Raw genomic sequence first — 14,064 nt, 5'->3', positions numbered from 1 at the left:
GGCTTCTTAGGACGATATTGGAGGCTGAAGAGCAGCATCATGATTTCGTCACTACCGTGCTGGAGGGTCTGTGAGCGGTGGATGAGGAGGTGATGTGTATGGTCGAGAGGTTCGGTGATATGATACAGACCGCCTCCCACGAGGAGGAGGCTACTAGAGAGAAGCACACTCCCTTCATAGAGGCCCCTGATACCGTGAAGGTTGGGGAGGAATTCGAGGTCACTGTTATAGTGGGGAAGGAGGTGCCCCATCCCAACAAGTGGGAGCACCACATCAAGTGGGTCCAAGTCTTCGTGGAGGAGGAGGGCAGACCCTACAACCCCGTTCATGTCGCAACCTTCGACATGGGCCCAACCTACGGGGAACCCAAAGTGAAGTTCAGGATGAAGCTTCAGAAGAACTCGAAGCTCTGGGTGATAAGCTACGGCAACCTCCACGGTCTCTGGGAGGCTTCCAAAGAGATCAAGGTCCAGTGATTCACGAATTTCCCATCATCTTTTTATTGGATTTACCGCCTCCATAAGGTGTGTCCATCATGCTAACCTCTGAGTTAGACGTGCGAATCGACGCTAAGGACAGGCAGATCCTAGAGTACCTGTTAGCTAACGGTAGGATGTCCCTGAAGGAGATAGGGAAAAAGCTGGGGATAAGCGACGTCGCGGTTAGGAAGAGGATCAAGAAGCTTGAGGGGGCCGGGATAATCAGGGGGTACACGGTCAAGGTCAATCCCTCTGCCTTAGGGTACACGGTAGTCTCCCTTACCGGCGTGGACGTGGAGCCGGGCGATCTGATAAGGGTGGCCAGAGAACTGACCAGTAGGGAGTACGTCAAGTCGGCCTGGATCACCGCTGGGGATCACTCCATCATGCTGGAGATCTGGGCCAGGGACAGCAAGGAGATGGATGAGATCTTGGCTGAGATCTCGAAGATGAAGGGGGTTACGAGGGTCTGCCCTGCAGTCATAACCCAGAGGCTGAAGGCCAGGTGCTGACTCCAGTCAGGCATGTCAGAGCACCTTCCCTCCTCTCTTATGCGTGTAAAGGACTACCACCGAGTGGGTCGCCTCGACCCCCTCCACCTTCAGCAGCTTGTCCTTCAGGAACTTCCTGAACTCCACGGTGTTCTCGGCCTCTACCACAGCTACTACATCGAATTCGCCGGTCACCTCGTACAGGTCCACGACCTCGGGATACTCCTTCAGAGCCTCGGTGACCTTGTCTAGGAGCTTGCTCTCCACCCTTATACTCACGATCACTAAGGTCATGCCATCCCCACCCTCCTCATCTCACCTCATCCCATCCTACCTGACCCTCATGAATACCAGTCTGCCCCTCACCCTCTCCAAGAGGGTCCTCGGGAGCCTGTAGGCTTTACCTTTTAACTTACCCCTCCCGAACACGGCGACGAAGTCATAGGGTTCTGCCTCCTCCGCCAAGGAGCTCTCGTCCCCCTTGACCACGAACACCGTCACCTCGTAACCCCTCCTCCTGAGGATCGAGGCCGCCTCCTCCAAGTGGGAGAGGGCAAGCTCTTCGAGCTGACGCATCTCCTCCAAATCCTCTGCTGACACCAGGTCGGTGAGGAAGAGCCTGTGCCTCCTATCGAAGTACTCCATCAGGACCTTGGCTACCACCTCTGCCGGTATGCCCGGGGGGACTATGGCCAGCACCTCCATCTTGTAAGCGGCTGGCCTCACTTCATCGGCGTGGAGGCGTCCCATCACTGGGAGACCCTTAGTCCTCCTGTAGGCGGAGTAGAGAAGGAGACCCGCAGCGAGCCAGAGCGTGCCCAAGCTCCTCCCGATCGGGTGAAAGACCACCATGAGCATCAGTATTATCAGGGCAGCGATGCTCCCAATGACGCCGGTCAGGGGCTTGTCTAGAACGGTGGGACTCTTCCAGGGCCTATAAGCCTCTCGATCCAGTTTCCTGAGTCGGAGGATGGATAGATTGACGAACACGTAGGTGATTAGGGCGGCGAAGGTGTAGAGGTCGGCGACCTTCTCAAGACCGCCGAGGAAGGTGAGGGCCATCCCTATCCCGCCGAAGAAGAGGATGGATCGAGTGGGGGTCCTGAACCTAGGGTGGATCTGGTTGAACCAAGAAGGCATTTGGCTGTACTTCGCCATGGAGAAGACTATCCTGGAGACGCCAACCACCCCGGTGTTCGCTGATGCTAGGTTGACCGTGAAGCCGGTGAACGCCACGAGGTAGGCCAGAGGCTCGCCCACGTAGGCTATTCGCCTCGCCATTGTCACCAGAGGGCTCTCTAGGTCTCTAGCCAGATGCTCCCAAGGCAGCATCCCCATGCTGAGGACCGAGAGGCCTAAGGCGTACACGAGGACCATCAGGACCGAGAGCTTGGTCGCCAAGGGGATCCACCTGTAGGGCCTCTTCGTCTCCTCAGCAGCCTGTGCGATGGAGGCTATGCCCACGTACGAGCTCATCGCCAGCGTTACCCCGTAGATGAAGTTCTGGCTCCTCAGATCCATGAAGGGTATGTAAGAGACGTCGAGAGGGTGGGGGGAGCCTATCTGGGTGATCTGAGAGAGGAAAAGGGGGAGGGAGAAGTTGAAGAGGAAACCCAAAAGGAGGATGGCTGATTGAACTAGTAGGCTGGGTACGACCATCATCTCGTTAAGGGTAGACGACTCCTTGACCCCTATTATATTCACGATAATGAGGAAGGAGATCATCGTGAGAGTGGTGATGACGAGGTTTCCGACGTGGAAGGGGCCCACCTGCGTAAATTCACCTATCGAGGGGATGAAGTAGCTCAGATACCCCGCTGAAGCCATGGCGAAAAGGGTTATATCCACGGTGTAGGCTAGGAGCATCATCCACCCGGCCACGAAGCCGGCGAGGTCGTTGAAGGCCTTCATGGAGTAGATCTGAACACCTCCAGCGTAGGGGTAAGTGGAGGCCAGCTCGGCGTAGCTGAGGCCCGTCGCAACGTAAAGGATCGCCGCCAGCGCGAATGCAAGGGGCGAGCCACCAGCTGCGTAGAGGGCCACGAGTCCAAGCGCGACGTATATATCGGCCCCGACATCGGCGTAACCCATGGAGAAGGAGCCGAACCAGCCTATGTCCCTCTTTAGTGCTACCCTCTCCTCCCGCCTCTCCCTCCGCACTCCCCCACCCGACCGCCCATGCTCGGCTCGAACGGAAGCCCATTATTAAAAGGATTAACATCCTACTCTGGCTCGCTGCCCGTGGCCCACCTGTTCACTAGGAACTTGGCCAAGAAGGGAGCTCCAAAGGCAGTGACGAGAGAGTAAAGTACCAGAGAAGAGTAAAGGACGTCATCTATTGTTCCCAGCCTCAATCCTGTTTCAGCAGCTGCTATGACGAGGCTCAGTTTGGCCCACATTATTGTACCCATTACCACGGATCTCTTGATCCCAAGGACGTTCCTCGCAGATACGGTAACACCCAGAACCTTTCCCAGCAGGCTCAAGATTATGAGTCCGGGAAGGAGCCATAGATTCGTCTTCAGGATCGCGTCAACCACGTTTACCTTCACCCCCGTCAGGAGGAAGAACGCTGGGAGGAAGAGAGCATATCCGAAGGAAGCTAGGTTCCTGAGTAGGTACTCACTGGAGTATATGAGCTCCGATACCAAGACGCCAGCGAAGAAGGCACCTATCACCCCGTGAACCCCAGAGGCCTCGGCCATGGCAGCAAATATTATCATGAGGACCATGCTGAGCCTCGTGGAGAAGTGGTACCTCCTCTCTAGGGTCTGAACTTTCTCAGTCAGCCTGGAGTACGCCTTTATCAGCTTGTAGGAAGGATAAAGGACTAGGAAGAGGAGTAAGAGGACCCAGATGGTGTCCATGGAGAGATTCGAGCCCTCCACGAAGAAGGCGAGTAGGAACATGCTCAGCATGTCCGAGACAGCGGTCGCCCCGAGCAGCAGATCGGAGAAGGAGGGGTTGCTGTGTCCTCCTACCTCCAGCAGATGCCTCATCTCAAGCACCGTCGGGAGGACTACGCCCACGGAGGTGGTAGAGGAAACTACGCCTATAAGCCAGGGATTCACTCCGATCGCCTTTCCTAGGGCGTACCCCATCAGGAAGGGCACCAAGGTAGCGGCAGTGCCCACTAAGAGCGAGGTGAAGAAGTTCTCCTTGAGGAACTCGAGCTCCACCTCAAGCCCGGCCAGGAACAGCAGATATATAAGGCCAAAATCGAAGAGGAACGAGAACCAAGGGAGATCTGGCTGCACTAAGTTCAGGAAGGACCGCCCTATCACGATCCCCATGGCTATCTCCACGACGACGCAGGGGACTCCCGTTTTTCTGGCTATGAGTGGGCAGATAATGGCGAGGACTCCCAACAAAGCCAGCTGAACTATCTCCGACGCCAAGGACTATCCCCTTCAACGAGCGGTTAAGCGGTCCAGCGCCTCCAGATCAACGTACTTGGAGAGCTCCTCGTCCATGGAAAGCATGTGCGCCTCTACCAGTTGAGCGACCTTCCTGCCCAGAGGTGTGAGCCTGTAGTAAACCCCCCTCTTCGTGTCAGGCACCTTCTCCTTCACCAAGAGTTCGCTATCCTCGAAGTAACGCTTGATGTAGTAATCCAAACTTACGATCTTTGACCTCTCGTCCTCTACCCCCTTATCTCCCCTCTTCCTCATCTTGTTCCTGATCTTCACATACTTTATTAGGGTTTGGGGGGATGCGAGCACGCCAGCCTGTTCGAGCCTGCTGACCGCGTAAAGTATGGCGAGGGAGACCTCGTTCAGCTTCCAGGTTGGGTAGGCTATCAGTTCCCTGTACCCGGCCTCGTCCAGCTCTATGGCCCTGGCGTTTAGATAGAGAGCCAGGTGAAAGAGAGGGATCTTGAGGAATCCGGAGCATACGACCAAGATCCTCAGCTTCCTCTGACCTCCTGAGGAGTTGATCTTCCTGATCCTTTTGGCCAGCCCCACCATTGAGGATATCACAGTGAGCTGATCCAGTGAGGGAAGTTCCTCTTCCACGACGCTTTCGGTGGAATTTATCAGCTCTAGCTTATTCCGGAACTCCTCGTAACCCTCTCCTATCAGCCCATCCCTGATCAGGAAGGCGAACCTGATCATCCTGAGGTCATCGGCTACGAGCCTCTCGAACATCCTGAAATCTGTGGAGGTAGGGGCGACCAAGAGGTAAAAGGAATCGGAAAGATCGATAGCCTTCTCAGCGCTCCTGCTCAGGACCTTCTCCAGCCTTTCAAGTCCGGAGCTCCTGCCCCCCACCTCCATCGGAATCATCAAAATAAATTTTGATAACTTATAACCTTTATGATTTCAGCAAATGGCTTTAATAAGAAAACCCATTTCTTATATGTGTAGGGCGGTTTTGAATACAAAATTTATTCTTACCCAATGCGAAATTACTGTAATAGTACCACTTAATGGTTATAAAGGAAAACTTATGCATCACATTGATAGCGCCATGTCAAACCGATCGGGCAGGAGATACAGGCTAGCTGGCGAGGGGCTCGATCCGGTGATTGGACCCTATGGGAGGTACCACGAACTTCTGAGAAGTATAGCATCAGATCTCGCCGAGAACCTCTCCAACATCATCAAGAGGGTAGATGAACTCGCTCCAAAGCTTAGGGATGTGCTCCCCATCTTCGAGCTAAGGGGGGAAGATGCCTCCTCAGTGAGGATAGCCGCTGTGGACGCTGGAGCTAATGGGAAGGACCTGATCCTAGGTTACCAGCCGGTGAGTGTGGCAGTAGGTGCGGTGTTTATCGGGACGATGAAGGACGGCGATCCGGTGGTGGCTACGGTGAAGCCCCCCAAGTCCTACTTCGATGACGAGGAGGGCTCCAAGTTCTCCTCCCTTCTGGGCTACTATCTCATGTATAGGCTGGGCATAACCCTCTTGGAGAGGTCAGATGTCCTCATCTTGGACGGTCCCCTCTTCCTCCCCAGGAATTACTACGGGCCTAGGGGAAGAGCCCACACCAGGGCCTACTACGAGGTCTACGATGCGACCCTCCGCTCTCTTGGGGAGCTCTTGAGGACAGCCAGATCCATGGAGAGGATCGTGGTAGGGATAGTCAAGAGGATCAGGAGCTCGTACATCTCTGGATGGCTCGGGTTAAGCGGCTATTCCGACTCAATGCTCGCTTCCAGCCTGCTCAAAGAAGGCGAGGCCTTGGGGCCGATTCCCATAAACCCCAGGTGGGAGGATGTCCTCACTTGGCTGGACGACACGAGGCCCTACAGGCCTTGGTCCGTGTTCCTCAGGAGAGGTTCCAAACCCACGAGGATGGATCTTCCGGAGTACGCGCTCGACGACTCTGAATGGTTGGCCAACATCCTCTATAGTGTTTCCGAACCTGTTACGGGCCTCCCCATCCCGTTGATAGCTGTGGATAGGCTCTCCAAACTGACCGATAGGCAGGCCTCCCTCATCTACAGGATGATGCTCTCGGAGATGGGCTGCAGGGACCCGGATAGGGTGGCGATGTTCTCCCTTCAGAGGGGTGAGAGCGATTGAACGATGTGGTCGGCCACGTGATCTCTCGCTCCACCCCCAGAAGGATCATGTTCGTGGTCCTGAAGGGGGCCAGAGTTGGAATGGGGGATTTTTACGTGGTCGACCATCCTTGGAAGGGAGTTCCCGTCTTCTTAAGGGTTAGGGAAATCCAGACCATGAATGAGGAAGTGGATCTGGGAAGGACGGGTCTCCTCGCCAGCAGCTCGGGACTCCTCTCGGACTATAGCAGTGAGCTGGAGTACGTGATAGTGGAGAGTGAGGTCCTGGGGTACAGAGACCCGGAGAGTGGCAGGGTAAGGGGGCTGGAGGCCCCTCCATCAACCCTTTCGCCTGTCAGGCGGCCATCTAGATCTGATCTGATCTCCTTCTTGGGGTCGGGGAATGGTAGGGGCCTACCCGTGAGAATAGGGAGGGTCAAGGGAACGCCGGTCCCGTTCCACTTGGACCTCGCCTCGGTGGCCAGGGGCCACATGTTCGTGACTGGGATGACCAGGAGCGGGAAGAGCGTTACCGAGGACACGATCGTCCTCCTCTTCAACAGGGAGAAGGGGAAGTACTTCCTAGGCCCCATAAGGAAGTTCGTGGACCCCTACCTCCCAAGGAGGGCTAGGAGGGGGATAGTGGACATGAGAGGGTGGGGGTGGGAGACCCTCACCTTGGGCCCTGGGATGAGGCCCGAGTGGAGACCCATAGCAGGCGCTCTGAGGCATGTGAACGACAAGGAGATATACGAGATCGAGACGGCCACTGGGAGGAGGATCAGGGTCACCGAGGACCACAGCCTGCTCGTCACCCCAGATGGGACGAGCGTCATACCCGTCAAGCCCAAGACTCTCATGGCCATGAGGAGCAAGTACCTGATAGTGCCTAGGGGGGCTCCCCTACCGAAGCCCAAGCCCACCAGCATGTACATGGACAGGCTTGTAGGCATTGCCCTAGCCTCTGGGATCCCTTACTTCGAGGGAGGGGTCCTCATAATGGATTCATCGCCCGCAGACGTGAGAGTTGCATGCATGGAGGCAGGAGTGGACTGCGAGACCATGGGCAGGGCCGCGATACGCGTCAGATCGGAGCCTCTCATGGACGCCGTGGCGGAGGGACTGGCTTCGGTCCTCAACCTCCCGATGAGCCACCAGCACTTCACTGGCTCCTTCCTGTATCCCCTGCCCAGCGCCCTCAAGGAGTACCTCTACAGGAGGCTCCTCCCCTACATGAACGGTAAGTCCGTGGTGATGATGGAGAGCGAGGACAGGATCCTCACGGCCTCCATACTGCTCTCATTGGTCGGGGTAACGACTCTAGAGATGTGCGAGAGGGGGCTGAAGCTGGATCCGGTCACCGCTGCCATGCTCAGGGACAAGCTGGAGATGCCGCACATGTTCGTGGAGGAGACAGATGGGGCTCTAACGCTCGGAGATCCGAGGAGGGAGACCAAGGTAGCTGAAGGTATCATTCAGAAGGGGTGGGTCGACTTGGAGAGGGTGGTGAGGGTCGGGAGGCTGTACTCCAGACACGAGTTCGTCTACGATCTTGATGTGCCGGGGGCCCAGAACTTCCTCGCCAACGGGATCTTCGCCCACAACAGTAGCTTCGTCTCCAGCCTCATCTCAAAGTCATCGCAGCTCCATCCTAGGCCTAGTTTCCTCGTGCTAGACAGGAGGGGAGAGTACGTCGGGTTGGCGAAGAGAGGAGCCGTGATCTACGACTACTCGGCCTTCCTCCCCGAGCACGGTCTGGCCAGGCCTGCTGATGTGGCGAGGAGGTTGGGGTACAGGCAGGGAACCCTCTCCCACAGGCTCGTGCTCTTAGCGGCTGAGGAGGCCATGAGCGAGGGCGAGGAGCCGGATCTCCGATCCCTGATCAGGGCGCTCAGGAGGATAGCGAGGGAGATGAAGGTCAAATCCTCACTCGTGGCCGAAGTGGAGGCGAGGTTGAGGAGGGAGTTCCCCAACCTAGTAGCTGGAGGCGGGGGCCTCGACGTGGTCGAGGAGGTAGTGAAGAATCCGCTCGTCATAGTGGACTTCTCCTCAGACACTAGGTATGAGGACCAATTTTACGTGGTCAGGGAGATGGTAAGGAGGCTCACCAATCACGCCGTGTCTAGAAAGAACGAGGGGGACTTCGCTCTCATCGTGGTCATAGAGGAAGCCCAGTATCTAGTCCCAGAGAGGGGTTACACCATAGTGGGGGATCCCTACGAGGCGGGAGCGGCCCAAGCCCTAATAGAGGCGATAAGCCAAGCCGGCGGCTACAACTTGGGGTTCGTGGTGGTGACCCAGAGGCCAGCCTACGTGAGCAAGAGCGTGATCAGCCAGGCCAACACGGTGGCGGCTTTCAGGTTGAGGAACGGGAACGATCAGGAGGCCATCATGAAGTACACTGAGGCGGAGGATCTCTCCAATTACTTGGCGATGCTCTCCGACCACGAAGCTTTGGTGTGGGGCATGGCCAGCCCCATACCCTTCCCGGTGCAGGTGGAGGTGGAAGTGGTGAGTCTACCGGCGAAGGCCTCGAGGCCTCCGGAGGAGGCCTGGGCGCGCATGCACGGATAAAATTTTAACATGCTCACTTTTTATAGAACGGAACGGCCTAAGCCCTATGAGTTCGTTCAACCCCATTCCAGAGGGGTCGAGGCGGGTCAGGATATTCGACTCGACCCTTAGTCAGGGGGAGCTGGTCCCGGGCATATCCTTCTCAACCCAAGCCAAGATGGAGATAGCCATGAACCTCGACGCCCTCGGCGTTGACGTGATAGAGGCCGGATTCCCCGCTGCCTCCGAGGGCGAGAGAAAGGCTGTTTCCGAAGTGGTCAAGGCCGTTAAGCGCATATCCAGAGCTGGCTTCTCCGCAGAGATATGCGCCTTGGCTAGGGCCCTTCCAACAGATGTGGAACTTGCCTTGGAGACTGAAGCGGACTGCGTTCACATCTTCATGCCCGCGAGCAAGCTCCACCTCGAGAAGAGGCTGAGGATGAGCTATGAGGAAGCCTTAAATCACGTGGTGGACTCGGTGAGCAAGGCGAAGTCGGGAGGAGCCGTGGTTGAGTTCACCGCCGAGGACGCTTCTAGGGCCGATCCGGGCTTCCTCTGGAGGCTCTGCAAGAGTGCCGAGGACGCTGGAGCCGACAGGATAAATCTCACCGATTCCGTGGGCGCGCTCATGCCGGAGGGAGCCGCTAACATGGTCAGGGAGGCAAAGAAGCACCTCACCAAGCCCATAAGCGTGGCCTTCTTCAACGATCTGGGAATGGCTACCGCAAATTCCGTGGCCGCTGTCCTCGCTGGAGCCGATCAGGTTCACACGTCGGTCAATGGGCTCGGTCCCAAGGCGGGACTGGCCCCCTTAGAACAGGTCGCGGTCGCTCTCAAAGTGCTCGCGAAGGTAGAGACAGGTGTGCAGCTTCAGCTCCTGTCTGAGGTGAGCGAGCTCGTAGAGAGATTGAGCGGAGTGCCCATATACGAGATCGCCCCGATAGTCGGTCCGCTCACTTACACCTACGAGGCAGGCGTTCATGTCCACGCGATATCGGTGGATCCCTCCACATACGAGCTCGTCCCTCCCGAGGAGGTCGGTAGGAGGAGGCGCTTTATCGTAGGCAAGCTGTCGGGCAGGACCGCCGTGGTGCAGACCCTTAGGGAGATGGGTTACGAGGTGGATGAGGTCAATGTGGAGGAGATACTCGCCAAGGTGAAGGAGCTGGCCGATAAAGGCGTGAGGATAACTGAGGGTGTCTTCAGGTCCATAGTGGAGGAGGTGCTCGGCGAGGGCGGGGGCAAGTGGTTCGAGGTGCTGGAGTGGATGGTCGTGACTGGAAGCGGCGTGACCCCCACAGCTCAGGTGAGGGCTAGAGTTGGGGATAAGGAGCTCAGGGCCGCGTCCTTCGGGGTCGGACCGGTGGATGCGCTCGCGAACACAATGAGATCCCTCGAGGGCGTCCCCGACTTCAAACTCAGGAGGTTCAGGCTTAGAGCCATCTCCTCAGGGACTGACGCGATAGGTGAGGTACTGATAAGGGTCCTTGGGCCTAAGAGGGAGGTGGAGGCCAGCGGAACAAGTCCAGACATACTCGAGGCATCGCTGAAGGCCCTAGAGGACTCCATAAACAAAATCAAGGAGTGATCCTCCCCTCAACCCCTTATCTACCTGAGGAGCCCCCTCCTCGCCGCCTCCACCAAGAGGGGATCCGCTATTTCATACAGCCCATCTCTCTTCTCGACGAATCCATACTCCACAAGTTCCCTCAAGTAGGTGGAGATCTGCTTATCGCTTATCTTAACTCCCAACGTGGCAGTTAGGCCTCTCTTGACGTCCGACCACCTGGAGGGATTCTTAAGGATTTTGAGGACCTCCACGTACCTCTTCCTCGCCACTCCCCTCGTGGATAAGAAGTTCTCCAGCTCTCGGGCGGCCAAGGAGGCTCCCTCATCGATCGTCCTACTCAGGGCATCCTCATGTTTCATTCTCATCCGGTGGTAGCCATAGTAGGTGAGCCAACCGACGATCCCGTCTAACTTCCCCACCGCTTCCTCCAGTTCCCCCTCAGGAGGGCTCATCCCGACCTGCTCAAAACCCCTGATGAGGAAGTCCAGTGATCTCTCCCGGGAGAACCTCTTGAGAAGTATCTCCGCGTAAGCTCGGCCGAATAACGGGGAAGAGGGATTTCCCCTGCCAAGTAATCGATCGAGGAGTCCCACTTCCGACCCAGCCAGCAACAGCTTGATCCTCTCCTTATAGTCGTAGATGTGCGCGAGCAGTTCCGGGAAACCCCTGATGATCCGGAGATCTTGCGCCTCGTCAAACGCCATCACCAAGTAGGTACCCTCGGACTCCGCCCACTCATTAAGGGCGCTCACCAGCTTTCCTAAAGTTGACAGCGACCTTCTCGATATCTCTATACGAAATCCGGCAATTTCCACTTCTTTTATCTTAGAGAGGAACTTCCTCACACCTTTCCTCCTTTCTAAGAGCTTTCCCAGCTCTTCCGACAGGTAGGAGTAGATATCGTCAGGTGAGATCGAACCACCTAATCGTAGATCGATTAGCACATGTGGCATGCCGAGCTCGGACAGAGCAACTCTCATAAGCGACGACTTGCCGGTCCTCCTGATGCCCTTCACCACTACCATCCTCGAGATTGAGCTGCGGAGTTCCGACTCCAGCGAATCCAGCTCGGCCTCCATGTCGTAGAAGTCTTCCCTCTTGGACTTCACGCCTAGTGAAAAATACAACTTACACCCCCTGAAAGTAACTTACACCCCCTGATATTAAATTGATCGGGAGGAGGATGGAAGGAAAAAGGTGGTTAGGTTAATTAGAGCTTCCAGGGGAACTCGACGCCTACCTGATCGGCCACATCCTTCATGTTAGCCATTACCTTCTTGTAGATGGGTATACCATCCTTCAGCCTCTTCTGGGTGGTGAGCCAGCTCTTCTCACCGTGCACCCATATCTTCTTGAAGTCCGGATGGAGCGGTGCTGACTTCAACTTCTGTATCATGTAGTCCATCCTCTCCTTGAACTCATCCACAGGCATGAAGCTCTCTATATTGATGGCCATGAAGAAATGCCCCACGTTGCTCGGTCCCGGGCCCTCGGTCTGGCCCACATCCTTCAGCAGAGATGCACCGCTCAGCACGCCCGAGAAGAGCTCGACCATCACGGCAAGACCGTAACCCTTATGACCACCGAAGAGTTCGCCAAGACCTCCCAGCGGTAGTAAAGCGCCTTCCTTCCTTATGACCATGGGATCGTCGGTCAGCTTACCTTGGGCATCAATACCCCATCCCAGAGGGGCCTTCTTGCCCATCCTCGTGTATACTTCCATCTTCCCTATCGGTACGATGGATGTGGCCATATCCAGCACCCAAGGAGGTGGAGTCTTCGTTGGGGCAGCGACCGCTATGGGGTTAGTCCCTATCCACTTACCTAAGGCACCGGTATGCGCCACTAGGGGCCTAGCGTTGGTCATCGTGACGCCTATCATGTCGTGGTCTAGGGCCATCATCGCGTAGTAGCCGGCAATGCCGAAGTGATTGCTGAGCCTCACGGTCACGAAACCTATGCCTGCTTCCTTCGCCTTCTTTATCGCCAGCTCCATTGCCTTCCTGCCGACAACCTGACCCAGTCCTGAGTCACCGTCAATCAAGGCGTAGGCGGGACCTTCCCTCACGACCTGAATGTTCGGATGAGTTTTCACGGCGCCGTTCACTATCCCATCGACATACCTCTTCAGCCTCGCGACCCCGTGGGAGCTTATACCCCTCAAATCGGCGGTAACCAAGTTATCAGCCGTCCAGCGGGCGTGCTCCTCGGGCACACCCAGTTTAACGAAGACGGAGGTGACGAAGTCCATAAGGTCCTCATACTTCACGATATAGTAATCCTCTGGGGGAACAGGTGGTGACTTATCATAGGACAGGTGGAATCACCCGTATTATACAGCTGCATAATATCCTAAAAAAGTTGGTTATTCAATGGCCGATGAGATGGCAGACTTGCAAATAAGCTGAAGTAGACAAGGGCATCGCGCTCTGGGCAGAGAGAGGGTTGCGTCGTAAAAACAACAAAACAAATCATGTGGATTCAATCCAATGTTTCTGCTCTTCTATTTTTACGAGGTATGCGCTAGTGAGTAAGGACCTTATGTGCTAATAACGATGCCATGTTTCTTTTCAGTTGGCAGTCTCTCCCGTCCAGCTCAGAGTTAACGCGTCTACTACTTCTTGACCCGATGCAGCTTGAACAGCCCGGAAGCTCAACATGATAAGTCAAAAATCCAAGTGGAATTGGGGCGAGTTACTTGCGGCTTAAATTGATCTTGTTTCTTCAATTAAGCTATTTCTGTACTCTCTTAAGCGGAGATAACCACTATAATTGACTTGTTTTACCTACGCTATGACTAACCAATACCCCTACCAAGGGGCCATGGTGGTTAGTAACTCTGATGTCTCACTTATCACATCACAGAGGGACCAGACCGACAAATTAGAGTTGCAAGCTTAGCAGTCGTCCACCTCTAACCAAAATTAGGGGGAATACTAGTGCATGGTGAAACCTAGCTACCACGTCCCCATGAACCACGCCTTATATTGATGATCGATAGGACCAAGATTATCGCGAGGAGCAGTACGGGAAGGACTACGATCCCGCTATAGTCTAATCCTACGCTCTTAGATCGATCAATCTCCTTCGATGTGAGGGCAGTTACTGTAATCTCCGAGGTAGCATTCGATGTCTCCCTCTTATCGGGTCCTCCTTCAACTTCAGCCTCATTGGGTAACTGCTTGTGTTTTCTGCAGTGTGGCACCTCCGCCTCAAAAGAAGCCGGCGCATAGCCTTTCTTCGTTACTATGACACCCACCTTCCCGCTGTCCGAGCAAAGATCGATCAATTTACTTCCATCAATCGAGATCTCTTTGTTGTAGTGCAGGGTCGCGGTCGTAGGACTTCCTTCCACAGAGACACTGACTCGATATCCGGATTCATTTATCCTCTCTACCTGCACATCTAATGGTCTAATTCTTTTTTATTAACAGCTCTCTTTTCACATCACTCCCATCTATCCA

General features: G+C 55.5%; 12 protein-coding genes. 5 read left to right on the top strand and 7 right to left on the bottom strand.

All coding sequences use genetic code 11. The features are described 5' to 3' along the window. Positions 1-98 precede the first annotated feature (98 nt). A complete protein-coding gene (locus QI197_07640) occupies positions 99-476 on the top strand; it encodes a class II SORL domain-containing protein (protein MDK2373231.1) in 378 nt (125 codons plus the stop codon). A 59-nt stretch (positions 477-535) separates the two neighbouring features. Then, the gene (locus QI197_07635) at positions 536-991 is read left to right on the top strand and encodes an Lrp/AsnC family transcriptional regulator (GenBank protein ID MDK2373230.1); all 456 of its coding nucleotides are present in this window, start codon (positions 536-538) and stop codon (positions 989-991) included. Positions 992-1,006: 15 nt separating this feature from the next. On the opposite strand, the gene QI197_07630 is transcribed toward QI197_07635, so the two are convergent. The 4 genes from QI197_07630 to QI197_07615 form a co-directional block, all read right to left on the bottom strand. Continuing rightward, positions 1,007-1,264, bottom strand: a complete 258-nt coding sequence (locus tag QI197_07630) for an Lrp/AsnC ligand binding domain-containing protein (GenBank protein ID MDK2373229.1) — start codon at positions 1,262-1,264, stop codon at positions 1,007-1,009. Between the two features lie 36 nt (positions 1,265-1,300). Next, positions 1,301-3,130 carry an APC family permease gene (locus QI197_07625; protein ID MDK2373228.1) on the bottom strand — a complete coding sequence of 610 codons (1,830 nt, stop codon included), beginning with the start codon at positions 3,128-3,130 and terminating at the stop codon, positions 1,301-1,303. Between the two features lie 62 nt (positions 3,131-3,192). Beyond that, the gene (locus QI197_07620) at positions 3,193-4,368 is read right to left on the bottom strand and encodes a cation:proton antiporter (protein ID MDK2373227.1); all 1,176 of its coding nucleotides are present in this window, start codon (positions 4,366-4,368) and stop codon (positions 3,193-3,195) included. 12 nt (positions 4,369-4,380) lie between these two features. Further along, positions 4,381-5,247 (bottom strand): hypothetical protein, encoded by an 867-nt coding sequence (locus tag QI197_07615; protein ID MDK2373226.1) that lies wholly within the window; start codon positions 5,245-5,247, stop codon positions 4,381-4,383. 193 nt (positions 5,248-5,440) lie between these two features. Here QI197_07615 and QI197_07610 point away from each other — a divergent pair, with 193 nt between their 5' ends. From QI197_07610 to QI197_07600, 3 genes are read left to right on the top strand one after another with little or no spacing between them, the layout of a single operon-like run. Beyond that, a complete protein-coding gene (locus tag QI197_07610) occupies positions 5,441-6,499 on the top strand; it encodes a DNA double-strand break repair nuclease NurA (protein ID MDK2373225.1) in 1,059 nt (352 codons plus the stop codon). Positions 6,500-6,504: 5 nt separating this feature from the next. Further along, positions 6,505-9,051 carry a hypothetical protein gene (locus tag QI197_07605; protein ID MDK2373224.1) on the top strand — a complete coding sequence of 849 codons (2,547 nt, stop codon included), beginning with the start codon at positions 6,505-6,507 and terminating at the stop codon, positions 9,049-9,051. A 46-nt stretch (positions 9,052-9,097) separates the two neighbouring features. Next, the gene (locus QI197_07600; protein MDK2373223.1) at positions 9,098-10,618 is read left to right on the top strand and encodes an alpha-isopropylmalate synthase regulatory domain-containing protein; all 1,521 of its coding nucleotides are present in this window, start codon (positions 9,098-9,100) and stop codon (positions 10,616-10,618) included. A 20-nt stretch (positions 10,619-10,638) separates the two neighbouring features. On the opposite strand, the gene QI197_07595 is transcribed toward QI197_07600, so the two are convergent. From QI197_07595 to QI197_07585, 3 genes are all read right to left on the bottom strand, one after another. Beyond that, positions 10,639-11,727, bottom strand: a complete 1,089-nt coding sequence (locus QI197_07595; GenBank protein ID MDK2373222.1) for an ATP-binding protein — start codon at positions 11,725-11,727, stop codon at positions 10,639-10,641. Positions 11,728-11,810: 83 nt separating this feature from the next. Beyond that, positions 11,811-12,869: an Ldh family oxidoreductase gene (locus QI197_07590; GenBank protein MDK2373221.1), complete on the bottom strand. Its 1,059-nt coding sequence runs from the start codon at positions 12,867-12,869 to the stop codon at positions 11,811-11,813. A 684-nt stretch (positions 12,870-13,553) separates the two neighbouring features. Continuing rightward, complete coding sequence (locus tag QI197_07585; GenBank protein MDK2373220.1) at positions 13,554-14,003, bottom strand: hypothetical protein; 450 nt, start codon at positions 14,001-14,003, stop codon at positions 13,554-13,556. Between the last annotated feature and the right edge of the window lie 61 nt (positions 14,004-14,064).

The sequence above is a fragment of the Thermoproteota archaeon genome (assembly GCA_030130125.1).
Taxonomy (GTDB): Archaea; Korarchaeota; Korarchaeia; order Korarchaeales; family Korarchaeaceae; genus Korarchaeum.
The sequence above is the reverse complement of the archived record's forward strand: the minus strand, read 5'-3'. Positions and strand labels throughout refer to the sequence as shown.